25 protein-coding genes and 1 pseudogene are annotated in these 25,711 nt (G+C 71.1%); 8 read left to right on the top strand and 18 right to left on the bottom strand.

The features are described from left to right. Positions 1-9 precede the first annotated feature (9 nt). The gene (locus tag OG928_RS23380) at positions 10-1,017 is read left to right on the top strand and encodes a hypothetical protein (protein ID WP_406286927.1); all 1,008 of its coding nucleotides are present in this window, start codon (positions 10-12) and stop codon (positions 1,015-1,017) included. Positions 1,018-1,129: 112 nt separating this feature from the next. Here the strand turns inward: OG928_RS23380 and OG928_RS23375 are convergent, their stop codons facing one another. Further along, on the bottom strand, positions 1,130-2,512 hold the full coding sequence (locus OG928_RS23375) for a glycine--tRNA ligase (RefSeq protein ID WP_406286925.1): 1,383 nt from the start codon (positions 2,510-2,512) through the stop codon (positions 1,130-1,132). Between the two features lie 163 nt (positions 2,513-2,675). Between OG928_RS23375 and OG928_RS23370 the strand changes: the two genes are divergently transcribed. Genes OG928_RS23370 through OG928_RS23355 form a run of 4 tightly spaced genes read left to right on the top strand, consistent with a single transcriptional unit; the run spans position 2,676 to position 5,783 of the window. Continuing rightward, on the top strand, positions 2,676-3,635 hold the full coding sequence (locus OG928_RS23370; RefSeq protein WP_406286922.1) for a metal ABC transporter substrate-binding protein: 960 nt from the start codon (positions 2,676-2,678) through the stop codon (positions 3,633-3,635). Then, positions 3,632-4,408 carry a metal ABC transporter ATP-binding protein gene (locus OG928_RS23365; RefSeq protein WP_406286920.1) on the top strand — a complete coding sequence of 259 codons (777 nt, stop codon included), beginning with the start codon at positions 3,632-3,634 and terminating at the stop codon, positions 4,406-4,408. Before OG928_RS23370 ends, OG928_RS23365 begins: the two co-directional genes overlap by 4 nt. Next, entirely contained in the window at positions 4,405-5,361 is a 957-nt protein-coding gene (locus OG928_RS23360) for a metal ABC transporter permease (protein ID WP_406286918.1), read from the top strand. Before OG928_RS23365 ends, OG928_RS23360 begins: the two co-directional genes overlap by 4 nt. Continuing rightward, the gene (locus OG928_RS23355; protein WP_406286915.1) at positions 5,358-5,783 is read left to right on the top strand and encodes a Fur family transcriptional regulator; all 426 of its coding nucleotides are present in this window, start codon (positions 5,358-5,360) and stop codon (positions 5,781-5,783) included. The genes OG928_RS23360 and OG928_RS23355 overlap by 4 nt, the downstream gene beginning before the upstream one ends. Before the next feature lie 117 nt (positions 5,784-5,900). Here OG928_RS23355 and OG928_RS23350 read toward each other — a convergent pair whose 3' ends face one another. The 6 genes and pseudogenes from OG928_RS23350 to leuA form a co-directional block, all read right to left on the bottom strand. Beyond that, entirely contained in the window at positions 5,901-6,680 is a 780-nt protein-coding gene (locus OG928_RS23350) for a TIGR03943 family putative permease subunit (RefSeq protein ID WP_406286913.1), read from the bottom strand. Continuing rightward, positions 6,677-7,084: pseudogene (locus OG928_RS23345) on the bottom strand (permease); the annotation flags it as partial. The pseudogene OG928_RS23345 and the gene OG928_RS23350, both read right to left, overlap by 4 nt. A gap of 77 nt (positions 7,085-7,161) precedes the next feature. Continuing rightward, complete coding sequence (locus OG928_RS23340; protein WP_406291147.1) at positions 7,162-8,022, bottom strand: isoprenyl transferase; 861 nt, start codon at positions 8,020-8,022, stop codon at positions 7,162-7,164. Between the two features lie 23 nt (positions 8,023-8,045). After that, on the bottom strand, positions 8,046-8,798 hold the full coding sequence (recO, locus tag OG928_RS23335) for a DNA repair protein RecO (protein WP_406286910.1): 753 nt from the start codon (positions 8,796-8,798) through the stop codon (positions 8,046-8,048). 76 nt (positions 8,799-8,874) lie between these two features. Further along, positions 8,875-9,483 (bottom strand): TerB family tellurite resistance protein, encoded by a 609-nt coding sequence (locus tag OG928_RS23330; RefSeq protein ID WP_406286907.1) that lies wholly within the window; start codon positions 9,481-9,483, stop codon positions 8,875-8,877. Between the two features lie 356 nt (positions 9,484-9,839). Next, complete coding sequence (leuA, locus tag OG928_RS23325) at positions 9,840-11,597, bottom strand: 2-isopropylmalate synthase (protein ID WP_406286905.1); 1,758 nt, start codon at positions 11,595-11,597, stop codon at positions 9,840-9,842. Positions 11,598-11,917: 320 nt separating this feature from the next. Between leuA and OG928_RS23320 the strand changes: the two genes are divergently transcribed. Next, on the top strand, positions 11,918-12,652 hold the full coding sequence (locus tag OG928_RS23320) for a hypothetical protein (protein WP_406286902.1): 735 nt from the start codon (positions 11,918-11,920) through the stop codon (positions 12,650-12,652). A gap of 34 nt (positions 12,653-12,686) precedes the next feature. Here the strand turns inward: OG928_RS23320 and era are convergent, their stop codons facing one another. From era to hrcA, 11 genes are all read right to left on the bottom strand, one after another. Then, the gene (gene era, locus OG928_RS23315) at positions 12,687-13,637 is read right to left on the bottom strand and encodes a GTPase Era (protein WP_406286900.1); all 951 of its coding nucleotides are present in this window, start codon (positions 13,635-13,637) and stop codon (positions 12,687-12,689) included. 60 nt (positions 13,638-13,697) lie between these two features. Further along, positions 13,698-14,060: a cytidine deaminase gene (locus OG928_RS23310; protein ID WP_406286898.1), complete on the bottom strand. Its 363-nt coding sequence runs from the start codon at positions 14,058-14,060 to the stop codon at positions 13,698-13,700. 253 nt (positions 14,061-14,313) lie between these two features. Then, complete coding sequence (locus tag OG928_RS23305) at positions 14,314-15,639, bottom strand: hemolysin family protein (RefSeq protein ID WP_406286896.1); 1,326 nt, start codon at positions 15,637-15,639, stop codon at positions 14,314-14,316. A gap of 51 nt (positions 15,640-15,690) precedes the next feature. Next, complete coding sequence (gene ybeY, locus OG928_RS23300; RefSeq protein WP_360304623.1) at positions 15,691-16,164, bottom strand: rRNA maturation RNase YbeY; 474 nt, start codon at positions 16,162-16,164, stop codon at positions 15,691-15,693. Positions 16,165-16,169: 5 nt separating this feature from the next. Continuing rightward, the gene (locus tag OG928_RS23295) at positions 16,170-18,296 is read right to left on the bottom strand and encodes a PhoH family protein (protein ID WP_406291145.1); all 2,127 of its coding nucleotides are present in this window, start codon (positions 18,294-18,296) and stop codon (positions 16,170-16,172) included. A 214-nt stretch (positions 18,297-18,510) separates the two neighbouring features. Further along, the gene (locus OG928_RS23290; RefSeq protein WP_406286893.1) at positions 18,511-19,422 is read right to left on the bottom strand and encodes a ribonuclease Z; all 912 of its coding nucleotides are present in this window, start codon (positions 19,420-19,422) and stop codon (positions 18,511-18,513) included. A 7-nt stretch (positions 19,423-19,429) separates the two neighbouring features. After that, on the bottom strand, positions 19,430-19,792 hold the full coding sequence (locus OG928_RS23285) for an HIT domain-containing protein (RefSeq protein ID WP_406286891.1): 363 nt from the start codon (positions 19,790-19,792) through the stop codon (positions 19,430-19,432). Between the two features lie 72 nt (positions 19,793-19,864). Beyond that, on the bottom strand, positions 19,865-20,605 hold the full coding sequence (locus OG928_RS23280) for a 16S rRNA (uracil(1498)-N(3))-methyltransferase (protein WP_406286889.1): 741 nt from the start codon (positions 20,603-20,605) through the stop codon (positions 19,865-19,867). After that, on the bottom strand, positions 20,602-21,663 hold the full coding sequence (locus OG928_RS23275) for an NAD(P)H-dependent flavin oxidoreductase (RefSeq protein WP_406286887.1): 1,062 nt from the start codon (positions 21,661-21,663) through the stop codon (positions 20,602-20,604). The genes OG928_RS23280 and OG928_RS23275 overlap by 4 nt, the downstream gene beginning before the upstream one ends. 135 nt (positions 21,664-21,798) lie before the next feature. Further along, complete coding sequence (gene dnaJ, locus OG928_RS23270; protein WP_406286884.1) at positions 21,799-22,929, bottom strand: molecular chaperone DnaJ; 1,131 nt, start codon at positions 22,927-22,929, stop codon at positions 21,799-21,801. A gap of 2 nt (positions 22,930-22,931) precedes the next feature. Continuing rightward, positions 22,932-23,948 carry a heat-inducible transcriptional repressor HrcA gene (hrcA, locus tag OG928_RS23265; RefSeq protein ID WP_406286881.1) on the bottom strand — a complete coding sequence of 339 codons (1,017 nt, stop codon included), beginning with the start codon at positions 23,946-23,948 and terminating at the stop codon, positions 22,932-22,934. A 138-nt stretch (positions 23,949-24,086) separates the two neighbouring features. Here hrcA and OG928_RS23260 point away from each other — a divergent pair, with 138 nt between their 5' ends. Further along, positions 24,087-24,842 carry an MBL fold metallo-hydrolase gene (locus tag OG928_RS23260; RefSeq protein WP_406286879.1) on the top strand — a complete coding sequence of 252 codons (756 nt, stop codon included), beginning with the start codon at positions 24,087-24,089 and terminating at the stop codon, positions 24,840-24,842. Between the two features lie 30 nt (positions 24,843-24,872). After that, on the top strand, positions 24,873-25,703 hold the full coding sequence (locus OG928_RS23255) for a DUF3097 domain-containing protein (protein ID WP_406286877.1): 831 nt from the start codon (positions 24,873-24,875) through the stop codon (positions 25,701-25,703). Positions 25,704-25,711 lie beyond the last annotated feature (8 nt).

Raw genomic sequence — 25,711 nt, 5'->3', positions numbered from 1 at the left:
CTCCGCACCATGAGTGCCTTCCCGCCCCCGCAGCCCCCGAACGGGCCCGGCTCCGGCTACGGGCAACAGCCGTACGGACAGCCGAACCCCGGTCAGCAGCCCTACGGCGATCCGTCCCAGGGTGGACAGCCGTACGGTCAACAGCAGCCCTACGGTCAACAGCCCTACGGTCGGCAGCCGTTTCCGCCTCAGCAGTACGGCCAGGGCTACGGCCAGCCGCCGCCCCCGCCGCCGCGTCGGCCGCGGTGGATGGTGCCGGCGGCCGCGGTCGTGGCGCTCGCCGTGATCGGGGGCGGGGCGTTCTTCTTCCTGTCCAAGGACGAGGACGACAAGGAACCGGTCGCGAAGTCCTCGCAGAGCGCTCCGGTCCAGGGCGGTCCGGAGCAGCCTGCGCCGCAGGGCTCGGGCGCGCCCGATGACGGCCCCAAGGCGTTCCAGTCGGCGCCCCCGCCGAAGACCTCGAACATCGACGACGTCTCGACCGACAAGCTGACCTTCACGACGGAGACCTTCTTCAAGGAAACCGCCGAGTTCGACGGCCGGTCCGGCGGCAAGTACCGCCAGTTGACGAGCGACGACAGCTCGGCCAAGGACTGCTCGAAGGTGGTCACGGCCACCGGCACGGCCGTCACCGAGAACGGCTGTCTGGGAGTGCTGCGCGGGTCGTACAAGGACACCGCCGGCAAGTACGTCGTGACGCTGTCGGTGATCTCGGTGCAGGACAAGGCGAAGGCGGCCGCGCTCCACCAGGCGCTGGACAAGATCCCGTTCTCGACCACGCCGATCGCGTGGCTCGCGCCGCCGGCGTCGAGCGGGATCACCTTCAAGGACGGCTCCGAGCACATCGCGGTCTCGACCACGACCGGGCACTACGTCCTGGTGATCGACATCGGCCGAGCCGACGGCGGACCCCTCAAGGGTCAGGGCGAGGCGGCCTCGAAGGCCGCGAGCAGCGTCTACAGCGACCTCAACTACCGGATGACCGACCGCATCGTGGCGGGCGTCTTCAAGATGTAGCCGGCCGCACATATCCGAGCCGCGGCCGCGGCCCGGCCCGGCAGCACGTGAGGGGCGCCGTCCACGACGGCGCCCCTCACGTTTGTTCCCTCAGGGCCTGCGGCCCCCTCGATCAGCAGCCCGGAAGGCGCGCCGAGAGGTAGCCCACGACCTTGTCGAGCGACACCCGCTCCTGCTGCATCGTGTCGCGCGAGCGCACGGTCACGGCGTCGTCCTCGAGCGTGTCGAAGTCGACGGTGATGCAGAACGGCGTGCCGATCTCGTCCTGACGACGGTAGCGGCGGCCGATCGCACCGGCGTCGTCGAAGTCGCAGTTCCAGTACTGGCGCAGGTCGGCGGCGAGGCCGCGAGCCTTGGGCGACAGGTCGGTGTTGCGCGACAGCGGCAGGATCGCGGCCTTGACCGGCGCCAGGCGCGGGTCAAGGCGCAGCACGGTGCGCTTCTCCAGCTTGCCCTTGGCGTTCGGCGCCTCGTCCTCGAAGTACGCGTCGAGCAGGAACGCGAGCATCGCCCGGTTCAGACCCGCCGCGGGCTCGATGACGTACGGGAACCAGCGCTCATTGGCCTCCTGGTCGTAGTACGACAGGTCGGTGCCGGACTTCTCGGAGTGGGTGCGCAGGTCGTAGTCCGTGCGGTTGGCGATGCCCTCGAGCTCGGAGAACTCGGTGCCGCCGAAGTTGAAGCGGTACTCGATGTCGACGGTGCGCTTCGAGTAGTGCGACAGCTTGTCCTTCGGGTGCTCGAAGAACCGCATGTTGTCGGGGCTGAGGCCGAGACCGACGTACCAGTCCCAGCGCTGCTGCATCCAGTACTCCTGCCAGGTCTCGTCCTCACCCGGCTTGACGAAGAACTCCATCTCCATCTGCTCGAACTCACGCGTGCGGAAGATGAAGTTTCCGGGCGTGATCTCGTTGCGGAAGCTCTTGCCGGTCTGGGCGATGCCGAACGGCGGCTTCTTGCGCGAGGTCTGCTCGACGGCCTTGTAGTTGACGAAGATGCCCTGGGCGGTCTCGGGGCGCAGGAACGCGCGACCCGACTCGTCCTGGGTGGGGCCGAGGTAGGTCTGCAGCAGACCGTTGAACATCTTGGGCTCGGTGAAGGTGCCCTTGTTGCCGCAGTTGGGGCACGCGATGTCGGCGAGGCCGTTCGCGGGCAGCCGGCCGTGCTTGGCCTCGTACGCCTCTTCGAGGTGGTCGGCGCGAAAACGCTTGTGGCACGAGGTGCACTCGGTCAGCGGGTCGACGAACGCCTCGACGTGACCGGACGCCTCCCACACCTCGCGGGCGAGGATGACGGAGGAGTCCAGACCGACGATGTCGTCACGCGAGGTGACCATCGTGCGCCACCACTGGCGCTTGATGTTCTCCTTGAGCTCCACGCCGAGGGGACCGTAATCCCAGGCGGCCTTCTGGCCGCCGTAGATCTCACTACAGGGGTAAACGAAGCCTCGGCGCTTGCTCAGGCTGACGATGGTGTCGATCTTGTCGGCGGCCACAATGCTCTCTTCGGTGCGACGATGCGGGCAGTGACAGTGTCGGCACAGGCTACCGGCGCGCCGGTCACCCCCGTAAATCCTTAACCGCCGCCGAAGTCCCGCCACGGTTGGCCCAGCACCCCATTATTGACAACGATTGTCATTTGAGTTGAGAATGATTGTCATGAACATACGTCGTGCCGTCCCGGCCGCCCTGCTCGCGACCACCGCGGCATCCGCACTGCTGCTGTCCGGATGCGCCGGGACCGACGACGCGCGGGCCGACACCGGAGCCGGCGACAGGCTCGGCGTGATCGCCTCGTTCTACCCGATGAAATTCGTCGCGGAGCAGGTCGGCGGACCGCACGTGAAGGTGACGAACCTGACGAAGGCCGGCGCCGAGCCGCACGACCTGGAGCTGACCCCCAAGCAGGTCGGCAAGCTGTCGAAGGCCGATCTCGTGGTCTACCTCAAGGGCCTGCAACCCGCCGTGGACGAGGCGATCAAGCAGAACAAGCCCAGGCACACGGTCGAGGTGAGCCGACTCGCGCCGCTGGAGGAGCACGGCACCGAGGTGCACGGCGCCGAGGACGAGCACGAGGGCCACCACCACGAGGACGCCGAGCACGGCGATCCGCACGTGTGGCTCGACCCGACCCGGCTCGCGGCCATCGCCACGGGGGTGGGCGAATCGCTCGCCGCGGCCGACCCGGCCAACGCGCAGGACTACCGGGCCCGCGCCGCCGACCTGGTGACCCGACTGAACGGGCTCGACGGCGAGTTCACCGCCGGCCTCGCGACCTGCGCGCGCAAGGACGTGGTCACCAGCCACGCCGCGTTCGGCTACCTCGCGGAGCGCTACCACCTCAACCAGATAGCGGTGAACGGCGTCAACCCGGAGTCCGAGCCCTCCCCCGCGCGCCGGGCCGACATCCAGAAGCTGGCCCGGGACAAGGGCGTGACCACGATCTACTTCGAGACGCTCGCCGAGCCCAAGACCGCGAGGACCCTCGCCCAGGATCTGCGGATCCAAACCGCGGTGCTCGACCCGCTCGAAGGCATAAAAGACGAGGCGCGCAGCGATTACTTCTCCGTGATGCGCGCCAACCTGGACGCGCTGCGGAAGGGGCTGGGCTGCTCATGACGGATCTTCAGGCACCGGTCGCCCGGCTGGTCGGCGGCACGGCATCGCTGGGGGGCAGGCCGGTTCTGCGCGGGGTCGACCTCACCGTGCGCCCCGGCGAGGTGGTGGCGCTGCTCGGCGCCAACGGCTCGGGAAAGTCCACGCTCGTGCGCACGCTGGTCGGGCTCGTGCCGTTGACCGACGGCTCGATCGAGCTGTTCGGGAAGCCGTTCGCGCGCTTTCGCGACTGGTCGCGGATCGGCTACGTGCCGCAGCGCACCACGGCCGCCGCGGGCGTGCCGGCGAGCGTGCGCGAGGTGGTCACCTCGGGGCTGCTCACCGGCCGGCGCCTGCTCGGCCCGGGCCGCGACGGCCGGGCCGCGGTGGACGAGGCGCTGGACGCGGTCGGCATGCTCGACCGTGCCCGCGACGGCATCGCGAACCTGTCCGGCGGCCAGCAGCAGCGCGTGCTGATCGCCCGCGCGCTGGCCCGCCGCCCCGACCTGCTGATCATGGACGAGCCGATGGCCGGCGTGGACCTGCGCAGCCAGGAGGTGCTCGCGGGCACCCTGAGCCGGCAGCAGGAGGAGGGCCGGGCCGTGCTGCTCGTCCTGCACGAACTCGGCGCGCTGGAGCCGCTCATCGACCGCGCGGTGGTGCTGCGCGAGGGCTGCGTGTGCCACGACGGCCCGCCGCCCAGGGCGGTCGGCCAACACGCCCTTCCGGGGCACGACCACGTGCACCCGCACGACGATCACACCGCGCACGGCGCCGGGATGGGACTGCTCTCGTGACGATCCTGGACTTCGCCTTCATGCAGCGGGCGCTGCTCGCGGCCCTGCTCGTGGGCATGACCGCGCCCGCCGTCGGGGTGTACCTCGTGCAGCGCCGGCAGGCGTTCATGGGCGACGGCATCGGGCACGTCGCGTTGACCGGCGTGGGTCTGGGCTTCCTGCTGAGCACGTCGCCGGTGCTGACCGCGGTGCTCACCGCGTCGGTCGGCGCGATCGCGATCGAGCTGATCCGCGAACGCAGCAGGGTCAGCGGCGACGTCGCGCTGTCGGTGCTTTTCTACGGCGGCATCGCGGGCGGCGTGATGCTGATCAACCTCGCTCCGGAGGGCTCCAACGCGAATCTCCAGTCCTACCTGTTCGGCTCGCTGACCTCGGTGTCGCCGGAGGACATCCGGATCATCGCGGTCCTGGCCGTCGCCGTGCTCGTGGTCACGCTGGGGCTGCGCCGCGCGTTGTTCACGGTGTGCCAGGACGAGGACTTCGCGCGCGTGACCGGACTGCCGGTACGCGCGCTGAACCTGCTGCTCGCGGTCACCGCCGCGGTCACCGTGACGGTCGCGATGCGGGTGGTGGGGCTGCTCCTGGTGAGCGCGCTGATGGTGGTGCCGGTGGCGGTCGCCCAGCAGGTCTCGCGCACGTTCGCGATGACGGCGGCGGTCGCGATCGTGGTCGGCGTGCTGGTCTCGGTCTCCGGCACCGCGCTGACCTACTACGTCGACGCGCCGCCCGGGGCGACCATCGTGCTGCTCGCGATCGCGCTGTTCGTGGTGGTGGGTGTGCTCGCGACGCCGCTCAATCGGCGCCGGGCCAGGCAGGCGGAGGCGGCGCTCGCGGCGGCGGACGAGGCCCGGGTCGACGACGTGCATGTGGACGCGGAGGCACCGCACGCCGGCACAATGGCGATCCAGGCACACAACGTCCGGCCGGCCGCGATCGAGGAGGCACCCAGGTGACCACCGCCAACAGCCCGAGCCCGGTGCGGGGCCGATCCACCCGGCAGCGTGCGGCGGTCTCCGCGCTCCTCGACGAGATCGAGGACTTTCGCAGCGCCCAGGACCTGCACGACCTGCTCAAGCAGCGCGGTGAGGCGGTCGGCCTGACCACCGTGTACCGCACGCTCCAGGCCCTGGCCGACGCCGACGAGGTCGACGTGCTGCGCACCCAGGACGGCGAGTCGGTGTACCGCCGGTGCAGCCGCGGCCACCACCATCACCTCGTGTGCCGCACGTGCGGCCGCACCGTCGAGGTCGAGGGCCCGGCGGTCGAGCGGTGGGCGAACCGGATCGCGGCCGAGCACGGCTTCGGTGACGTCTCGCACGAGCTGGAGATCTTCGGCACCTGTTCGCAGTGCGCTTCCGCCGCGGGCCTGAGCTGATCGATTCGTCCCAGTGCCGTGACCGGAAACGTTCACCGGCTCTCGGCGCCCGGCGCTAGGGCGTGACACGCCCTGGAGCGCCGGGCGGGCTCGAGAAGACCGCCCGGCGCCGGCGGATCATTCGTACGGCTCCCGCGGTGCCTCGATCGGTTCGACGGCGGTGGCGGTCAGAGCCGGCATCGCGTCGTCCTGTTGGACCTGACCGTTGGGCAGCCACCGGCCGGTGACCGTGACCCACGAGTCGGTGGGCGGTGCGGCGATGCCGTGCACCTCGACCTTGCGGGCGAAGGCGTCGGCCGCGCAGCAGCTGATCACCATGCGCGTGATGTACCACGAGCCGGCCCGGCCGGGCGTGACGAAGCCGGTGAGCCGGACGGTGCGGTCCTTGAGCGGCTCGGCGGTGTCCCAGACGGAGCGGATCAGGAAGTCGGCCAGGGTCATCGGCAGCGGATCCCCCGGCGGCAGCGCCGGGAAGCCGGAGTCGTTCGACGCGGCGGCCGGCTTGGCGACCACGTTGTCGGAGCGCGACGCGGTGTACGAACCGAGCGCGGGCGGCGCGATCAGGAACAGCGCGAGCACCGGCAGACACAGCAGCCAGGCCGCGCGCGGGCCCGCGGCGTGATCGTGCCCGTGCCCGTCCCCGTCTCCGTGCCCGGCCTCGACCGCCTCCGCTCCGCCCCCCTCCGCTTCGGCGGGCCCCACCGCGTCCTGTGCCCGCCGCTGGATGCCGTCCCGTACCGCCGAGATCAGCCCGACCAGGAGCAGGATCGCGCCCGCCGCGATCAGCGCCGGCCGCAGGCCCTCCTTGACGTAGCGCAGGTACATGTCGGTCAGCGAGATCCGCAGCAGCGCGCCGCCGATCAGGATCAACACGACCGCCTGAACGTCCCGCCTCACAGCAGCCACCACCCGACGACGTAGCTTGCGACGATCGCGACCACGAACGTCGCCGAGGAGAACCGGGCCGCGAAACCGCGCCCGAACGTGCCCGACTGGAGCGCGATCAGCTTCACGTCCACCATCGGGCCGACCACCATGAACGCCAGTTTCGCGGTGGGCGAGAAGCCCAGCAGGCTCGCGGCCACGAACGCGTCCGCCTCCGAGCACACCGCGAGCACGACCGCGAGGAACGCGAGCGCGAGCACCGCGAACCACGGCGAGCCGGACACCGCGTCGATCACGTGCTTGGGCACCGTGACATTGAGAGTCGCGGCGGTCAGCGCGCCGACCACCAGGAAGCCGCCCGCATGCAGGAAGTCGTGCTGGAGCGCGAGCCGGAAGTTCTCCCACTTGCCGCTGCCGCCGTAGCTTTCACTCGCACGTCGTCACCCACGTGGGCGAACAGGCGCCCCGTGGGCGGCCCGGCCGCCGCGGGCGATCAGGATCCCGAGGACGTCGCGCCCGCCGCCGTGACCGCGTTCGGCAGCGCCCCGCCGTAGCGGCGGTCGCGCGCCGCGTACGTCTCGCACGCCTCCCACATGTGCCGCCGGTCGAAGTCCGGCCAGAGCACGTCGAGGAAGACCATCTCGGCGTACGCGGACTGCCAGAGCAGGAAGTTGGACGTGCGCTGCTCACCGGAGGACCTGATGAACAGGTCGACGTCGGGCATGTCCGGCTCGTCGAGGTACTTCGCGAACAGCTTCTCGTCGACCTTCTTCGGGTCGAGCCGGCCCGCCTTGACCTCCTCGGCGATGGCCGCCGCGGCGTCCGCGATCTCCGCGCGCCCGCCGTAGTTGATGCACATCGCCAGGGTGAGGTTGGTGTTGTCCTTGGTCCGCTCCTCGGCGATCTCCAGCTCCTTGATCACGCTCGCCCACAGCCGGGGCCGCCGGCCGCACCAGCGGATCCGCACGCCGAGCTCGTCCATCTCGTCGATCCGGCGGTGGATCGTGTCGATGTTGAAGCCCATCAGGAAGCGCACCTCCTCGGGCGAGCGCTTCCAGTTCTCGGTCGAGAACGCGTACGCCGACACGTACTTCACGCCGATCTGCGCAGCGCCCTCGACCACGTCGAACAGCGACGCCTCGCCCGCGGTGTGCCCGTCGGTCCGGGCGAGCCCGCGCTCCTTGGCCCAGCGGCCGTTGCCGTCCATCACGAGCGCGATGTGCCTGGGCACGAGGTCGGCCGGGATCTCGGGCGGCAGCGCGCCTTCCGCGTGCGGCTTGGGGTCGCGGTACTGCCGCTGCTCGCGAGCGGCCCGGGCCGGCGCCGACTCGGCCCGCCGGCGGCGGGGGAACAGGCCGAAGCGGCCACGCGACTGACTCACGATCTCTCCACCAATCTCAACGAGCGGATGCCCCGCTCCAGATGCCATTGCAGATACGCGGCCACCAGGCCGCTGCCCTCGCGCCGGTGCCGCGGCTCACTCGCGTCGGCACGGTCCCAGTCACCGGTCAACAGCGCACCGAGCAGGGAAAGGGTCTCGGGTGAGGGTACGACGGATCCGGCCGGCCGGCAGTCGCCGCAGACCGTCCCACCGCCCTGGACGGAGAAGAAGCGGTTCGGCCCGTCGAGGCCGCAGCGCGCGCAGTCCGCGAAGCTCGGCGCGTATCCGGCCACCGCGAGCGAGCGGAGCAGGAACGCGTCGAGCACGAGCCCCGGCTCGTGGGTGCCCGCCGCGAGGGTCCGCAGCGCGCCGATGAGCAGCAGGTATTGCTGCAGCGCGGGCTGGCCGCGCTCGTGGTCGGTGAGCCGCTCGGCGGTCTCCAGGATCGCGGTGCCGGACGTGTAGGCGGCGTAGTTCAGCGCGAGCCGGCCGCCGTACGCGCCGAGCGTCTCGACCTGCGTGATGATCGGCAGGCCGCGGCCGGGGAAGTCGCTGTTGCGGGTGAAGAACTGGATGTCGACGTGCGCGAACGGCTCGACCCGGGCGCCGAACTTCGACTTCGTCTTGCGCACACCACGCGCGACGGCGCGCACTATCCCGTGATCGCGGGTCAGGAGGGTGATGATGCGGTCGGCCTCACCCAACTTCTGGGCGCGCAGGACGACACCCTCGTCACGGAGGAGGCTCATACCCCCATTGTGCCGCGTCCCGCCGACGCGCCCGGGCGCCGCCCGCCGCCGCCACGTCCGGCCGACGCGGCGTCGCTCACGGGCCGGCCAGCACGTGATCCACCCGGGCCCGGCCGAGCCCGAGCTGGTCGCCCGCGTGGTACAGGATCACCCGGTGCGCCGGGTCGTACGCCCCGCAGGCCAGGGCCACCCGGGCCGCGACGCCGACCAGGTGCTCGCGCCCGGCGACCGCGAGGTGCGGCGCGATCTCCGCGAGAGCCCACGCGGTGTCCTGCGGCTGGTGCGCGCCGACGTCGGCGGCCAGCGTGCACGCGTCGTAGCTCGGCATGCCCGCGGCCCGGACCGCCTCCACCGCCGCGGCGCGCACCGTGTCGGCCGCGTGCGGCTCGTCGTCCACCGCCGCCACGACGGCCACCACGAGCGAGCGCACGGCCTCGCGCAGCATCAGGGTGAGCGCGCGGGCCGTGGGCGGCTCCAGGACCGCGATGTCGTGCCGGGTGCAGCACACCGCGCACTCGATGCCCGAGCCGGCCCGCCCCAGCGGGATCAGCGCGACCCCGAACACCACGAGCCGTCGACGACCGCCGCCCTTGCGAAAGCGCCGATCACCGCCGCACGCCGGACAGTGGAACTCGCCGTCCCCGATCGCCGATCGGATCGTCCGGATGCCCACGAAGACAAACATGGTGCAGCCCCCTGCGTCCCGCGCGACGGAAAGCGATATTTCCGCCTGCCCACGATGCTGCCACGATTTTCACGAAGCGTCATCAGAAGCGGACAGATGGTTACTTTTGTTCGCCTGGGAGCACGGTTGACCTGGCCTGTTACGTCAAGCGACAAGCAGCGGCGACGTCCCGTCGACGAACAGCGCGCGCCGTCCGGTCACCGGGTGGGTGCGCACGACGGGGTGCTCGACCGGCGGGGAACCGGAAATCCCGACCCGAGGAACGACACGCGGAAACGGCGGCCCCCGGTCGAGCCGGGAACCGCCGTCCTTCGGGTGTTTCGCGCGTTTCGGTACTTCGGGGGTTCGCGGTCGGGTCAGCCGCGCGCGGCCCGGTTCACCGCGCTCACGATCGCCTTGAGCGACGCGCGCACGATGTTCTCGTCCACGCCCACGCCCCACAGCACGCGGCCGTCGACCGCGCACTCGACGTAGGCCGCGGCGCGCGCGTCCTCGCCGCCGCTCATCGCGTGCTCGCTGTAGTCCAGCACCCGCGCGTCGAAGCCCAGCTCGCCCAGGGCGCGCACGAACGCGTCGATCGGGCCGTTGCCGGTCGCCTCCAGCGCCTGCACGACCCCGTCCACGCTCATCTCGACGGTCAGCACGTCCTTGCCGTCCTCGCCGGAGACCGTGCGGTGGCCGCGCAGCTCCAGGCGGCCCCACGCGGCGTCCGGGGTGGGCAGGTATTCGTCCTGGAACGTGGCCCAGATCTGAGCCGGCGTCACCTCGCCGCCCTCGGCGTCGGTCTTGGTCTGGATGATCCGGGAGAACTCGATCTGCGCGCGGCGCGGCAGGTCCATCTTGTGGTCGGCCTTGAGCACGTACGCGACGCCGCCCTTGCCGGACTGGCTGTTGACCCGGATCACGGCCTCGTAGGTGCGGCCGACGTCCTTCGGGTCGATCGGCAGGTACGGGACCGCCCAGTCCAGCTCCTCGACCGGCTTGCCGGCCTCGGCCGCGTCCCGCTCCAGGACCTCCAGGCCCTTCTTGATCGCGTCCTGGTGCGAGCCGGAGAACGCGGTGTAGACCAGGTCGCCCGCGTACGGGTGGCGCGGGTGCACCGGCAGCTGGGTGCAGTATTCGACGGTGCGCCGGATCTCGTCGATCTCGGAGAAGTCGATCATCGGGTCGACGCCCTGGCTGAACAGGTTCATCCCCAGCGTGACCAGGTCCACGTTGCCGGTGCGCTCGCCGTGGCCGAACAGGCAGCCCTCGACCCGGTCGGCGCCGGCCATCACGGCCAGCTCGGACGCGGCCACCGCGGCGCCGCGGTCGTTGTGCGGGTGCACGGACAGCGCGATGAACTCGCGGCGGGTCAGGTTGCGGCTCATCCACTCGATCTGGTCCGCGTACACGTTCGGCGTCGAACGCTCGATGGTCGCGGGCAGGTTCAGGGTGATCTCGCGCCCGGCCTCGGGCTGCCACACGTCCATCACCGCCTCGCAGACCTCCAGGGCGAAGTCCAGCTCGGTGTCGATGAAGATCTCGGGCGAGTACTCGTAGCCGAACGCGGTCTCCGAGCCCAGGTGCTTGTCCGCGAAGCGCATCACGTGCTCGGTGCCGGACACCGCGATCGCCTTGCACTGGTCGCGGTCGACGTTGAAGACGACCCGACGGAAGGCCGGCGCGGTCGCGTTGTACAGGTGGACCGTGGCCTTGGGCGCGCCGATCAGCGACTCGACGGTGCGCCCGATCAGTTCCTCGCGGGCCTGGGTCAGCACCGAGATGGTGACGTCGTCCGGTACCGCGCCCTCTTCGATGATCGAGCGGATGAAGTCGAAGTCGGTCTGCGACGCGGCCGGGAACCCGACCTCGATCTCCTTGTAGCCCATCCGCACCAGCAGGTCGAACATGGTCCGCTTGCGGGCCGGGCTCATCGGGTCGATCAGGGCCTGGTTGCCGTCCCGCAGGTCGGTGGACAGCCAGCGCGGCGCGACCGTGATCGTCTTCGACGGCCACGTGCGATCGGGCAGGTCCACACCGCGGAACGGCTTGTACTTGTGGATCGGCATCCCGGACGGCTGCTGCGTCACGGACGAGGCGGTGATCGGCGTGGGGCGGTTCACGGAAGTCATGCGGCTGGTCTCCTGTATGCGAGGAACGGGCTGCAACGGCAGGTAGGCCGGCGACGGGAGGAACGACATCCCGGAGGCTCCGAATCACGGACATGCCTCTGTCCCCGCGACGGGGGAGCCGGTCTGACCTCTGTCAGAGGGATGAGCCCCCGGCGCGGCGGCTAAGGAGGAGCAGCCACTGACGCATGATGCCCGCAACCATACCCGACCCGATGAATAAGTCGGGCAGGCATCCGACATGCGAACACAAGCGAAAACACGCCATCTTTTCGGCGGGCCCCTCTCGCCCAGCGGGCGTGAGCCTCCTACGCTCGGTCCCCATGAGCGATTACAACCAGGGCCCTTACGGACCACAGCCGGGACAGGGCCAGCCCGGCGGATACCCGCAGCAGGGTCAGCCGGGGTACGGACAGCAGCCCCAGCAGGGCGGATACGGCCAGCCGCCGCAGTACGGTCAGCCGCCGCAGGGCGGATACGGCCAGCAGCCCGGCCCGTACGGCCAGCAGCCGCCGCCGGGCTACGGGCAGCAGCCGGGCGGATACCCGCCGCCCACGCCGAGCGGAGGCGGCATGGGCGGCGGACTCGCACCATTCGCGCCCGGAGCGATCGCGGGCGCGGTCGGGGCGGTGTTGATCGTCATCGGGTCGTGCGTGGCCTGGCTCGAGCTGGAGAACCGGGGCAAGACCGCGACGTACAAGGGTCTCGACGGCGACGGCGTGTTCACGCTGATCGCCGGCATCCTCGCGATCGCGCTGTTCGGCGCGGCCATCCTGGCCCGCAAGGCCCCGCTCGCGATCGGCGCCGGGCTCCCGGCCGTGGTCGCGCTCGGCTTCGCCGTCTGGAACCTCGCGGATCCGACCCGACTGGTGATCCAGAAGGAGTCCGCCCTCAAGAGCGACGATTCCGACCAGGTGCAGAAGGTCATCGACGAACTCGGCTCGACCGGGTTCGGCCTGTGGCTGGTGCTCGCCGGCGCCGTCATCGCGATCGGCGCCGCCGTGTTCGTCCTGATCACCGCCAACCGCCGGCAGAGCAACGCCCCTTACGGGCGCTGACCGACGGTCCGACTCCGGAAGACGTCGGAAGACGTCAGAAACCGAGCTTGCGCAGCTGCTTGGGGTCGCGCTGCCAGTCCTTGGCCACCTTCACGTGGAGGTCCAGGTAGACGGGCGTCCCAAGCAGCGCCTCGATGTGCTTGCGGGCGCGCGTGCCCACATCCTTGAGCCGCGCGCCCTTGTGGCCGATGACGATCGCCTTCTGGCTGGGGCGTTCGACGTAGAGATTGGCGTGCACGTCGAGCAGCGGCTTGTCGGCGGGGCGGTCCTCGCGCGGAATCATCTCCTCGATGACCACCGCGAGCGAGTGCGGGAGCTCGTCCCGCACGCCTTCGAGGGCCGCCTCGCGGATCAGCTCGGCGGCCATGATCATCTCCGGCTCGTCGGTGAGCTCGCCGCCCGGGTACAGCGGCGGGCCCTCCGGCAGCATCGGGACGAGCAGGTCGGCCACGAGGGCCACCTGGCTGTCGCCGACCGCGGAGACCGGGATGATCTCGGCCCACTCGATGCCGACGTCCTCGCCCATCTTCTGCACGGCGAGCAGCTGCTGGACCAGCGTCTGCTGGTCGACCAGGTCGGTCTTGGTGACGATGGCGACCTTGGGCGTGCGCTTGGCCTGGGCCAGTTCGGCCGCGATGTACTTGTCACCGGGGCCGACCTTCTGGTCGGCCGGGATGCAGAAGCCGATCACGTCGACCTCCGCCCAGGTGGCCCGGACCAGGTCGTTCAGCCGCTGACCGAGCAGGGTGCGCGGCTTGTGCAGACCGGGGGTGTCCACCAGGACGAGCTGGCCGTCGGCACGGTGCACGATGCCGCGCACCGTGTGGCGGGTGGTCTGGGGGCGGCCCGACGTGATCGCCACCTTCGTGCCCACCAGCGCGTTCGTCAGGGTGGACTTGCCGGCGTTGGGGCGGCCCACGAAGCACGCGAAGCCCGAGCGGTGGACGGGCGCGGAGGGGTTAGGGCGATCACTCATGGGTGACATTGTCGCTCAAGAAGCGAGCGTTCCTTGCGCCGCGGGTGCGGTGGGCCCTGCGGGCGGCCTTCAGACGGTCGCGATCGTGCGTACGACGGCGTCCGGGCCGGCCAGCAGGATCGGGGTCCCCGCGCCGCCCAGGTCGCGGACCGCGGCGCGATCGGCGTCGGTCGCCGCGTCGCCGACGCCGACGATGGCGGCGGCCTCGAGGCCGCGGGCGCCGCCGGCGACGGCCATCGCCACCGCGGTGCGGAGCGCGGACAGCTCCAGGGAGGGCAGTGCGACCGTGGACGCCGTGTAGGTGCGGCCGGTCTCGTCGCGTACGGCGGCGCCCTCGTCGGCCCCGTTGCGGGCTCGGGTGGCCCGGGCCAGCGTGACGATCTTGGCGTCCTCGGGGTCGACGGTGATGGGGGCGGGCGTCTCGGCGCTCACGGATCCTCCTGCGTTTCGCTGCGCTTTGCTGCGGCAGAGTATCTCGGGTGGGTGGGGCGGCTGCCGGGGTGGCCTCAAGCGCCGGCCTGGCTGGTTGTCCTCAAGCGCCGGACGGGCTGATTTTGGTCAAGCGGCGGTCCCGGTTGGGTGGGCTTGGGTGGCCTCAAGCGCCGGCCGGGCTGGTTGTCCTCAAGCGCCGGACGGGCTGGTTTTGGTTGGGCGGCGGACTGGGTGGGCTTGAGGGTTGGGCTGGTTACTTGTCCTCGAAGGCTGGGTGGGGGGCTCTTGTGTCGGGTGGGGTGCTCGGGTTCGAGGGGACTCGGGTGACGATGATGGTGCCTACTCGGTTGCGGCGGCCCGAGGGGCTTTCGGCGGCCAGGCGTAGGCCCTCGACCACGGCTGCGGCGCCCGGGATCGGGACTCGGCCGAGGGCCTTGGCAAGCAGGCCGCCGACGGTTTCGACGTCCTCGTCGTCGAGTTCCAGGCCGAACAGCTCACCCAGCTCGTCGACGGGGAGTCGCGCGGTGACCCGGAAGGCGCCGTCGGGCAGTTCCTCGACCGGCGCGGACTCGGTGTCGTACTCGTCGGTGATCTCGCCGACGATCTCCTCCAGGATGTCCTCGATCGTGACCAGGCCGGCGGTGCCGCCGTACTCGTCGACCACGACCACCATGTGCGTGCGGTCGGCCTGCATCTCGCGCAGCAGGTCGTCGGCCGGCTTGCTGTCCGGGACGAACGTCGCGGGGCGCATGATCGAGTCGACCCGCTCCCCGGCCCAGGCGGGGTCCCCCATCGTGCTGCGCCGGGCGAGGTCCTTGAGGAAGACGATGCCCACGACGTCGTCCTCGTTCTCGCCGATCACCGGGATCCGCGAGTAGCCGCTGCGCAGCGCGAGCGACATCGCCTGGCGCAGCGACTTGTGCCGCTCGATGAACACCATGTCGGGCCGGGGCACCATGACCTCGCGCACGATCGTGTCGCCCAGTTGCAGGACGGAGTGCAGCATCTCGCGCTCGTCGTCCTCGATCAGCGAGTTCTTCTCGGCGAGGTCCACGAACGCGCGCAGCTCGGCCTCGGACGCGAACGGCCCCTCGCGAAAGCCCTTGCCGGGGGTGAGCGCGTTGCCCAGCAGGATCAGCAGCTTGGGCAGCGGCCCGAGCACACGCGCCAGGCCGAACAGCACGGGCGCGCCGATCACCGCGACGGTGACCGGGTGTTGCCGGCCGATCGTACGCGGGGAGACCCCGACCGCGACGTACAACACCACCACCATGACGCCGATCGTGACCAGCACGGCCTGCCAGGTCTCGTCGAAGTCGTCCATGCACACGACGGTGACCAGGACCGCCGCGGACAACTCGCACGCGACCCGGACGAGCAGGGCCAGGTTGAGGTAGCGCGCGGGGTCCTGAACCACCGTCAGCAGCCGCTTGGCGCCCCGGCGTTCCTCGCGCACGAGCTCTTCCGCCCGGACCCGCGAGATCCGCGAGAGCGCGGCCTCCAGACATGCGAAGAGACCGGCCACGATCACCAGGGCGATCGCGCCGATCACGAGTTGCACCACGCTGTCAGCGGGCACGTCCGCCCCCAGCCTGATTCGGGCCGGGGGTGGTTCTATCCGGTGGCGGGCTCATCCGCGGTCGCCCGCCGCGCGGCGGGCCTCCCGCCAGGATTCGAGCAGCTCCTTCTGCAGCGCGAACATCTCGCGCTCCTCGTCGGGCTCCGCGTGGTCGTAGCCCAGGAGGTGCAGCACGCCGTGCACGGTGAGCAGGTGCAGTTCGTCGTCCATGGAGTGGCCGGCCGCCGCGCCTTGGCGCTGCGCGACGGTCGGGCACAGCACGACGTCGCCGAGGAGACCCTGCGGGGGATCCTCGTCGGCCTTCCCGGGACGCAGCTCGTCCATCGGGAAGGACATCACGTCGGTCGGACCGGGCAGGTCCATCCACTGGATGTGCAGTTGTTCCATCGCGGGTTCGTCCACGATGACCACGGACAGTTCCGCCAGTGGATGGATGCGCATACGGTCCAGCGTCCACCGGGCGACGTCCACGATCGCGTGTTCGTCCACCCCCGTGCCGGACTCGTTGGCGATGTCGATGGACATGGCCTTCAGTTCACTTCCCGTTCCACTGCTTGCATGTTCACTGTGTGCTTGCCCCGGCCGTTCTTCTCGACCGGCCGCCGACCCCGCGACCTGGGTACGTCACCGTTGGTGCCGCCGCCGTTCGCCTGGCTGGTCTCGACCTCCACGTCGTAGCGCGCGTACGCGTCCACGATCCGGCCGACGAGCTTGTGTCGTACGACATCCTCGCTGGTGAGGTTACAGAAAGCGATGTCATCCACGCCGCGCAGGATCTCCTGGACCACCCGAAGACCCGATTGGGTGCCGCCGGGCAGGTCGACCTGCGTGGTGTCGCCGGTGACGACCATGCGCGAGCCGAAGCCGAGCCGGGTGAGGAACATCTTCATCTGCTCGGCCGAGGTGTTCTGCGCCTCGTCGAGAATGATGAACGCGTCATTGAGCGTGTTGTGCGTCAGGAGGTAGTCCTCCGTTACGTACAACGAGTCGGCCGCCGCGACCTGGATGCACACCGCTTCCTCGCGGCCCGCGGGCTCGATGCTGTCGATGTGCCGCATCGGCCGACCACCGCCACCCGCCGCTCGGTACCGCTCCCGCTTGCGAGCGAGCCGGAATGGTTCGAGGCCCTCGGGGAGCCTGATGTCGACGATGTGTGCATCTCGACGATGCTCCACCGCCCGACCCCGGGCCCGCCCGGGGGCACGGCCTTCCGCAGCCCTTCGGCGACTGTATGCCACGCCGCCGAGCGACCGAACCAGTGCGATGACGTCGTCACGCAGCAGGATCGACGTTGTCGTGTACTGGATCCGACAGGTCCGCCCGCTCTGTGACACCGGGCCTCCGTCGGAGTCCAGCAGCCCTTGGAGCAACGCGAGCCGGACCTCGGCCGAGTTGTACACGTACTCGTCCGGCACGAACTTCGAGTGTGACCGGCCGCCGAGCAGATCCAGCTTCCGGAGCACGCCGGTGACCGGATTCTCCAGCGTAACGACGTCACCGGGTGTCTTCGTCCGGTTCAGGATGTAGTCCACACGGTTCGTCCTGCGCGCCTGAACGCCCGGCAGCGCCGCCTCCAGAGCGGCGACCAATTCGAAATCGGCGGTGGAGAAGGAGGAGGTGGTCGCGCCCGTCAGGCAGCCGTCGCCGAGCAGCAATCCCAGGGCGTACGGATCCATGGGCACCGCGCGCTCCGGGAAGCACGCGGGCCCGGTCAGCAGCGGCAGCTCGTAGCGCCGGGCGGGCCCGGCCCGAAGGTTGCCGATCATCGCCTCGGTTTCGAGAACCCGCCAGGGCTTGCCTCGGCGACGGTCGGCAGCCGTCCGCACGGTCCACAGGTGTTCACCGCAGCACAGAGTGGACGACCCGTCCTGGGCGGTGACCCGGTAGATGTCCTTCTCGCCCTGTGGATACACGCCGAGGACGGGGGTCGGTTCGCCGCTGGAACCGATGACCAGATCGCCCACCTCGAGTTCGCCGATCGGGCGGAATCCCGAAGGCGTCAGCACCTTGGTGAAGACCGGCTGGGCGCGGCCGCGCATATAGGCGAGCGGGGCGACCTCGATCGTGCCGGAGGCCATCAGGCGCGGGATCGAGTCGGGGTCGATCATGTCGTGCAGCGCGTCGTAGAGCGGGCGCAGGTAGGGGTCGATCTTCTCGTAGAGCGTGCCGGGCAGGAAGCCGAGCCGCTCTCCCGCCTCCACCGCGGGGCGGGTCAGGATGATCCGGGAGACCTGCTTGGACTGCAGGGCCTGGACGGCCTTGGCCATCGCGAGGTAGGTCTTGCCGGTGCCCGCCGGGCCGAGACCGAACACGATCGTGTGCTCGTCGATCGCGTCCACGTAGCTCTTCTGGTTGAGCGTCTTGGGACGGATCGTGCGACCGCGGTTGGACAGGATGTTGAGCGTCATCACCTCGGCGGGGCCCTGCCCGTTGTTCGAGCGGACCATCGCGACGCAGCGCTCGACGGCCTCCTCGTTGAGCGGCTGCCCGGTCCGGACGATGACGAGGAGTTCGTCGAAGAGCCGGCGGACGAGGGCCACCTCGGCCTCGGGGCCGGACACCGTCACCTCGTTGCCGCGGACGTGGATGTCGGCCTCGGGGAACCCCTGCTCGACCACCCGCAGGAACGAGTCGCCGGAACCGAGGAGCGCCACCATGGGGTGCTTGGCAGGGATCGTGATCTTCGCCTGAGCCTGCGTGGCCGGAGTTTCCTTCGCAGTGTTCTGCGCGGTGTTCTCGAAGCTCGCGCCGCGCGCGTTCGTCGTGGGAGCCATGGGCGGCCTTGGCGGCCTGATCACGCCTCTTTTCCGGGTTCGGAAAGCATTTCGGTGGTGCCCAATGGTAACTCTCCGACCTCCGCGACCCCCGGGATTATTCGGTCGGCGGGCGTCGGCGCGGGACCTCGAAGCGGTCGAGGTCGTGCGCCACCACGGTGTCCGGGAAGATCGCCCGGGCCTCGGCGAGCAGCGGTTGGATGTCGGTGTAGCGCTGCGAGAAGTGGGTCAGGACCAGCCGGCGGGCGCCCGCCTCGGCGGCGATCGTGGCGGCCTCGCCCGCGGTCAGGTGCCCGTGGTCGCGCGCGAGCGCGGCGTCGGCCCCGGCGAAGGTGGATTCGCATACGAGCAGGTCGACGTCGCGCGCGAGCTCGACCGCGGCCGGGCACATCCGGGTGTCCATGACGAAGGCGAACTTCTGCCCCGGCCGGTGGGTGCTCACCTGATCGAGGGTGATCTCGCCGACCCGCCCCTCGCGCTGGATCCGGCCCACGTCCGGGCCCGCGATGCCGTGCTCGGCGAGCCGGTCGGGCAGCATCCGGCGCCCGTCGGGCTCCACGACGCGATAGCCGTAGGACTCGACGGGGTGCGAGAGCCGGCGCGCCTCCAGCGTGAAGGGCCCGGCGGGCAGGCTCGTGTGCTCCCCCTCCAGGGGGTGCTCGATCAGCACGGCGGCCTCGTGGAACGCGGTCGCGTGGTGCAGCCGGTCGAACCAGTGCCGGCCGCTCGCGGGGAAGTGCGCGGTGACCGGGTGCGGGACCCGGTCGAGCGACATCCGCTGGATCACGCCGGGGAGGCCGAGGCAGTGGTCACCGTGGAAGTGCGTGACGCAGATCCGGGTGATGTCGTGCGCGGCCACCCCGGCGTGCAGCATCTGCCGCTGGGTGCCCTCGCCGGGGTCGAACAGCAGGCCCTCGCCGTCCCAGCGCAGCAGGTAGCCGTTGTGGTTGCGCTGTCGCGTCGGGGCCTGGCTGGCGGTGCCGAGGACGACGAATTCCCTGGTGGACACTCGACGACTAGCCGGGCGGCCAGTTGAGGCCACGACCGCCGAGGACGTGCGCGTGTACGTGGAACACCGTCTGGCCGGCGCCGGCGCCGGTGTTGAAGACGATCCGGTATCCCGAGTCGGAGCAGCCCTCGCCGACCGCGACGGCGGCGGCCTCGGCGAGCAGCGCGCCCGCGAGTTCGGGGGCCTCGGTGCCCAGCTCGCCCGCGTTCGCGTAGTGCGCGCGCGGGACGACCAGGATGTGCGTGGGTGCCTGCGGATTGATGTCCTGGAAGGCCACCACGTCCTTGGTCTCGTGCACGATGGTGGCCGGCACGTCGCCGGCGACGATCTTGCAGAACAGGCAGTCGGCCTGGGGTTCCCCCGCAGCCATGGGTGCCTCCATCGAATCCAGTCGATCACGAGCGGTTGCCCCCGATCGTAGTCAGGTGTCCCGTCCGACGCCTCAGCCCCAGCGCCCGGATCGGGCCAACAGCACCGATGCGGCCGATACGCCGGCCGTGGAGGTGCGCAGCACGGTCGGGCCGAGTCGGTAGGCGGTCGCGCCGGCGGCGGTGAACGCGGCGATCTCGTCCGGGGAGACGCCGCCCTCGGGGCCGACCACGAGCACCAGGTCGCCCTCGGTGGGCGTGACGACGGTCGCGATCGGCGCGGTCGCGGCCTCGTGCAGGACGCCCGCGAAGGCCGCGGCGCCCAGCAGCGCGGCGACCTGGCGGGTGCTCATCGGGTCGGTGACCTCGGGCAGGTGCAGTCGGCGGGCCTGCTTGCCGGCCTCGCGCGCGGTCGAGCGCCACTTCGCGAGCGCCTTCGCGCCGCGCTCGCCCTTCCACTGGGTGATGCAGCGGGACGCGGCCCAGGGCACGATCACGTCGACGCCGACCTCGGTCATCGTCTCGACCGCGAGTTCGCCGCGGTCGCCCTTGGGCAGCGCCTGGACGACCACGACGCGGGGCGCGGGCGCGGGTTCCTCGGTGCGGGTGTCGACGTCGATGTACAGCGTGTCCTTGCCCTCGGTGCGGTTGACCGTGCCGTACACGGCCAGGCCGGCGCCGTCGGCGAGGACGATCTCCTCGCCGGGGGCCAGGCGCCGCACGGTGACGGCGTGTCGGCCCTCGGCGCCGTCGAGGACGACCTGCCGGCCGTGCCGGATCGCGTCGCCGGGGGCGAGGAAGACGGGGGCGCTCAAGCGTGGGCCTTTCGGGCGGCGGCCATCTCGTCGACGAGCCGGGTGATCACATCGGCGGCGGGTTCCGCGCGGGCCAGCCGCCAGCCCTGGCCCGCCCACAGCGCCAGGCCGTCGGGTTCGCCGCGTTCGGCGGCGGCCTTGCGGATGGGCGAGACCAGGTGGTGGACGTAGGGGTAGACGCCGGGGACCTCGGCCTCGTGCCGGGCCACGAAGCCGTTGCGCAGGCCGCGGGCCCAGCGGCCGGAGAACGCCCGGGTGAGCACGCTGTGCTCGAACGCCGGGTCGGCGAGCGCGGCCTTGTGCGCGGCGGAGGCGACGCTCTCGGGGCAGCGCAGGAAGGCCGTGCCCAGTTGGGCGGCGCTCGCGCCGGCGATCCGCACGGCCTCGATCTGCCGTCCCGTCATGATGCCGCCGGCGGCGATCAGCGGGAGGTCGGTCTCGGGCGCGATCAGGGCCAGCAGGGTGAGCAGGCCGTACGGGGCGGGGTCGTCGGGGTTGTCGAACGTGCCTTGGTGGCCGCCGGCCTCGGCGCCCTGGACGCACAGCGCGTCCACGCCCAGGTCGGCCGCGAGGCGGGCCTCGGCGGGCGAGGTGACGGTGGCGACGGTCAGCGTGCCGGCGGCCTTGAGCGCGGCGATCGCGGCGGCGTCGGGCAGGCCGAAGGTGAAGCCGACCACGGGCACGGGGTGCGCGAGGAGCAGGGCGAGCTTGGCGTCCCAGTCGTCGCGTTCGGCGCCGGGCGCGGGGGTGCCCACGGTGCCGCCGTAGCGGGTCGCGGCGCGGGCGAGCGAGCGGGCGTAGCGGCGCAGCCGCTCCTGCTCGGCGGGGGTGGCGGTGTGGTGCGGCATGAACACGTTGACGCCGAAGGGCGCGGCCCCGATCAGCGCGCGCAGCTCGGCGATGTCGGCGGCCAGCGCGTCGGCCGAGCGGTATCCGGCGGCCAGGAAGCCGAGCCCGCCGGCGCCGGTGACGGCCGCCGCGAGCGCGGGGCCACCGGCGCCGGCCATCGGGGCCTGCACGATCGGCAGCCTGCTCAGTCGGGTCGGATCGGTGCTCATCGGAATCGGACTCCCCGCTCGCTCCGGTGGATCGCCTCGCGTGCTCGCCCACCACCCTAGGGCGTGGCCCGGGACCGGACGTGCGACGGCGCGGGGCGTGTACCAAGGTTCGGTACTCGCCCCGCGCCGGTTCGCTCAGCGTCCGTTGAAGGCGTCCTTCAGGCGCGAGAACAGGCCCTGCTGGCCCGGCGTGAACTGGCCCGAGGGCCGCTCCTCGCCGCGCAGCTTGGCGAGCCGCTTCAGCAGCTCCTCCTGCTCGGGGTCGAGCTTGTTCGGCGTCTGCACCTCGACGTGCACGACGAGGTCGCCGCGCCCGCCGCCGCGCAGGTGGGTGATGCCGCGCCCGTGCAGCGGGATCGACTGGCCCGACTGCGTGCCGGGGCGGATGTCGATCTCCTCGGTGCCGTCGAGCGTCTGGAGCGGCACCTTGGTGCCGAGCGACGCCGCCGTCATCGGGATCGTGACCGTGCAGTGCAGGTCGTCGCCGCGGCGCTGGAACGTGGTGTGCGCGACCTCGACGATCTCGACGTACAGATCGCCGGCGGGGCCGCCGCCGGGGCCGACCTCGCCCTCGCCCGCGAGCTGGATCCGGGTGCCGCTGTCCACGCCCGCCGGAATCTTGACGGTGAGCGTGCGGCGCGCCCGGATCCGGCCGTCGCCCGCGCACTCGGGGCACGGGTGCGGGACCACGGTGCCGAAGCCCTGGCACTGCGGGCACGGCCGCGACGTCATGACCTGGCCCAGGAAGGACTTGGTGACCTGGCTGACCTCGCCGCGCCCGCGACACATGTCGCAGGTCTGCGCCGTGGTGCCCGGAGCCGCGCCCTCGCCGTTGCAGGTGTTGCAGGTGACCGCGGTGTCCACCTGGATTTCCCGGGTGGTGCCGAACGCGGCCTCTTCCAGCGTGATCTCGATCCGGATCATCGCGTCCTGGCCGCGGCGCGTGCGCGAGCGCGGCCCGCGCTGACTGGCCTGGCCGAAGAACGCGTCCATGATGTCGCTGAAGCCGAAGCCGGCCTGCCCGAAGCCGCCGCCACCGCCACCCCCGGAGGACAGCGGGTCGCCGCCGAGGTCGTACATCTGCCGCTTCTGCGGGTCCGAGAGGACCTCGTAGGCGTTGTTGATCTCCTTGAACCGGTCCTGCGTCTTCGGGTCCGGATTGACGTCCGGGTGCAGCTCCCGAGCGAGCCGGCGGAAGGCCTTCTTGATTTCCTCCGGGGTGGCGTCCCGCCGCACCCCGAGGACCTCGTAGTAATCGGTAGCCAACTCTACGACTCCGCGAGGATCTGTCCGACGTACCGTGCCACGGCGCGCACCGCTCCCATCGTTCCGGGGTAGTCCATTCGGGTCGGCCCGAGCACCCCGAGCTTCGCCAGCGTTTCCTGCCCACTGCCGTATCCGACGGCGACCACCGAGGTCGCGGCCAGTCCTTCGTGCATGTTCTCGTGTCCGATTCGCACGACCATCCCCGGGTCGGTCGCCTCGCCGAGCAGACGAAGCAGTACGACGTGTTCCTCGAGTGCTTCGAGGACCGGGCGGATCGTGTTCGGGAAGTCCATGCCGAATCGGGTCAGGTTGGCCGTCCCGGCGAGGACGACCTTTTCTTCCTTGTGCTCGACCAGGGTGTCGAGGAGCGTGGCGAGGATGCCCGCCACGATCGGTCGTTCCTCGGCGGTGAACGGCTCGGTGAGGTCCTGCACCAACAACGGGACCTCGGCGAACCGCTTGCCGGTGATCCGGCTGTTCAGCCGGGCGCGGACGTCGGCCAGCAGGTTCTCGCCGACCGGTCCGGACGTGTCCATCACGCGCTGCTCGACCCGGCCCGTGCTGGTGATCAGCACGAGCATGACGCGCGTCGGCGCGAGCGTGAGCAGCTCGACGTGCCGGATCGTCGAGCGGGTGAGCGAGGGGTATTGCACGACGGCGACCTGGTGGGTCAGCTGCGCGAGCAGCCGCACCGTGCGCCCCACGACGTCGTCGAGGTCGACGGCGCCCGCGAGGAAGGTCTGGATCGCGCGGCGCTCGGCGCCCGACAGCGGCTTGACGCCCGCGAGCCGGTCGACGAAGAGCCGGTAGCCCTTGTCGGTCGGCACCCGGCCGGCGCTGGTGTGGGGCTGCGTGATGTAGCCCTCCTCCTCCAGCGCGGCCATGTCGTTGCGAATGGTCGCCGGTGAGACACCGAGGTTGTGTCGGTCCGCGAGCGCCTTGGAGCCGACCGGCTCCTGGGTCGCCACGTAGTCCTGCACGATGGCGCGCAGCACGTCCTGCTTGCGATCGTCGAGCATGGTGCGCACCTCCCTGACCCGTCGTCTCGTCCCATTCCCTGCGGTTTGTCCCGCTGGTTGGCACTCCGTCCCGCCGAGTGCCAGTGTACGGGTCACCCGATCCGGACCGTACCCCTGCGTCCGTGCCAAGGTTGACGCATGGTACGCGCCGAACAGCCGAAAGACGCCACCTGGGAGCCGATCGGACCGGGCGTTCTGCGCCGTCGACTGCCCGGCCTCGAACTCAATGTGGCGGTCGTCACGGGACGCGACGGGATCCTGCTCGTGGACACCGGTTCGCACGAGCGCGAGGCGGCGGAGCTGCTGTCCTCACTCGCGCGCGAACTGCCCGCGCACGGGCTCCCGGATCGGATCGTCGCCGTGGTGAACACGCACGGTCACTTCGACCACTGCTACGGGAACGACTACGTGCTGCGGGTCTTTCCCGACGCCGAGGTCTGGGGACACGCGGCGCTGCCGGCGTACCTGGAGCGCTACGCGGACGCCGGTCGGGCGAGTGGGATCGAGCACGGCTTCGACGTCGACCTGATGAACGCCGCGCGGATCGTGCCGCCGACCCGGCTCGTGCCGACCGGGGACGCGGTGACCGTGGACCTGGGCGGGCGCGAGGTGGTGCTGTACGCGCCGGGGCGCGGGCACACCGACAACGACCTGGTGGTGCACGTCCCGGACTGCGGCGTGCTGATCGCCGGCGACATGGTCGAGGAGAGCGGGCCGCCGCTGTTCGGCTCGGACGCGTTCGCCGCCGAGTGGAGCGATTCGCTGGGCCGGGTCCGGGCCTTGGACGCGAGCGTGTGGCTGCCCGGACACGGCGCGGTGGTCGACGAGGATTTCGTGGTCCGGCAGAACCACTGGCTCGCCGACGTCGCGGCCGGGCGCGTCGTACCCGACTGACGTACCGTCACCCCACTAGCGTCTCGTGTCATGCGCAGCTACGGACCCGAGTCGTTGATCCCCGGATGGAAGCAGGACAAGCCCGTCCCCGAGGTCGCGGCCGACCGCGATCTGGTCGTGGAGGAGGCGTCAACGGGGTTCTGCGGTGCCGTCGTGCGGGTCGAGAAGACCCCGGAGGGCTTCACCGTCACGCTGGAGGACCGGCACGGCCGGCTCCGGGTCTTCCCGATGGACCCGCGTGGGTTCCTGATCGACGGCCGGGTCGTCACGCTCGCGCGCCCGCGGCCCGCGGGTCCCGTGCGCGCCCCCGGCCGGACCGCTTCCGGTTCGGTGGCGGTACAGGGCGCGCGGGCCCGGGTCGCGCGCGCGGGGCGCATCTACGTCGAGGGCCGGCACGACGCCGAGTTGGTCGAGCGGGTGTGGGGCGACGACCTGCGCGTCGAGGGGGTGGTCGTCGAATATCTGGAGGGCGTCGACGACCTCCCGGCGATGGTGCGCGAGTTCGGGCCCGGCGCGGGCCGTCGGCTCGGCGTACTGGTGGACCACCTCGTGCCGGGCTCGAAGGAGAGCCGGATCGCGGCGCGGGTGACGGGCGATCAGGTGCTGGTCGTGGGACACCCCTATATCGACGTCTGGCAGGCGGTGCGGCCGGCGTCGGTGGGGATCGCCGCGTGGCCGGAGGTGCCGCGCGGCGTGCCGTGGAAAGAGGGTGTGTGCGCGGCTCTGGGCTGGCCGGTGGATCCGCCACAGGCGTGGCGGCGGATCCTCGCGGCGGTGAATTCGTACCGCGACCTGGAACCCGCGCTCCTGGGAAAAGTGGAGGAACTGATCGATTTCGTGACCGCACCGTCCGAGATGTGAGACACGCC

Source organism: Embleya sp. NBC_00896 (assembly GCF_045207785.1).
GTDB lineage: Bacteria > Actinomycetota > Actinomycetes > Streptomycetales > Streptomycetaceae > Embleya.
This window is presented reverse-complemented; position numbering and strand designations above follow the sequence as displayed.

Coding starts and splice junctions, on each gene's coding strand:
- OG928_RS23380 (WP_406286927.1), top strand. CDS start 10: ATGAGTGCCTTCCCGCCCCCGCAGCCCCCGAACGGGCCCGGCTCCGGC.
- OG928_RS23370 (WP_406286922.1), top strand. CDS start 2,676: ATGAACATACGTCGTGCCGTCCCGGCCGCCCTGCTCGCGACCACCGCG.
- OG928_RS23365 (WP_406286920.1), top strand. CDS start 3,632: ATGACGGATCTTCAGGCACCGGTCGCCCGGCTGGTCGGCGGCACGGCA.
- recO (WP_406286910.1), bottom strand. CDS start 8,798: ATGAGCCTCCTCCGTGACGAGGGTGTCGTCCTGCGCGCCCAGAAGTTG.
- OG928_RS23330 (WP_406286907.1), bottom strand. CDS start 9,483: ATGTTTGTCTTCGTGGGCATCCGGACGATCCGATCGGCGATCGGGGAC.
- leuA (WP_406286905.1), bottom strand. CDS start 11,597: ATGACTTCCGTGAACCGCCCCACGCCGATCACCGCCTCGTCCGTGACG.
- OG928_RS23320 (WP_406286902.1), top strand. CDS start 11,918: ATGAGCGATTACAACCAGGGCCCTTACGGACCACAGCCGGGACAGGGC.
- era (WP_406286900.1), bottom strand. CDS start 13,637: ATGTCACCCATGAGTGATCGCCCTAACCCCTCCGCGCCCGTCCACCGC.
- ybeY (WP_360304623.1), bottom strand. CDS start 16,164: ATGTCCATCGACATCGCCAACGAGTCCGGCACGGGGGTGGACGAACAC.
- OG928_RS23295 (WP_406291145.1), bottom strand. CDS start 18,296: ATGGTGGCGCTCCTCGGTTCCGGCGACTCGTTCCTGCGGGTGGTCGAG.
- OG928_RS23285 (WP_406286891.1), bottom strand. CDS start 19,792: ATGGCTGCGGGGGAACCCCAGGCCGACTGCCTGTTCTGCAAGATCGTC.
- OG928_RS23275 (WP_406286887.1), bottom strand. CDS start 21,663: ATGAGCACCGATCCGACCCGACTGAGCAGGCTGCCGATCGTGCAGGCC.
- hrcA (WP_406286881.1), bottom strand. CDS start 23,948: ATGCTCGACGATCGCAAGCAGGACGTGCTGCGCGCCATCGTGCAGGAC.
- OG928_RS23260 (WP_406286879.1), top strand. CDS start 24,087: ATGGTACGCGCCGAACAGCCGAAAGACGCCACCTGGGAGCCGATCGGA.
- OG928_RS23255 (WP_406286877.1), top strand. CDS start 24,873: ATGCGCAGCTACGGACCCGAGTCGTTGATCCCCGGATGGAAGCAGGAC.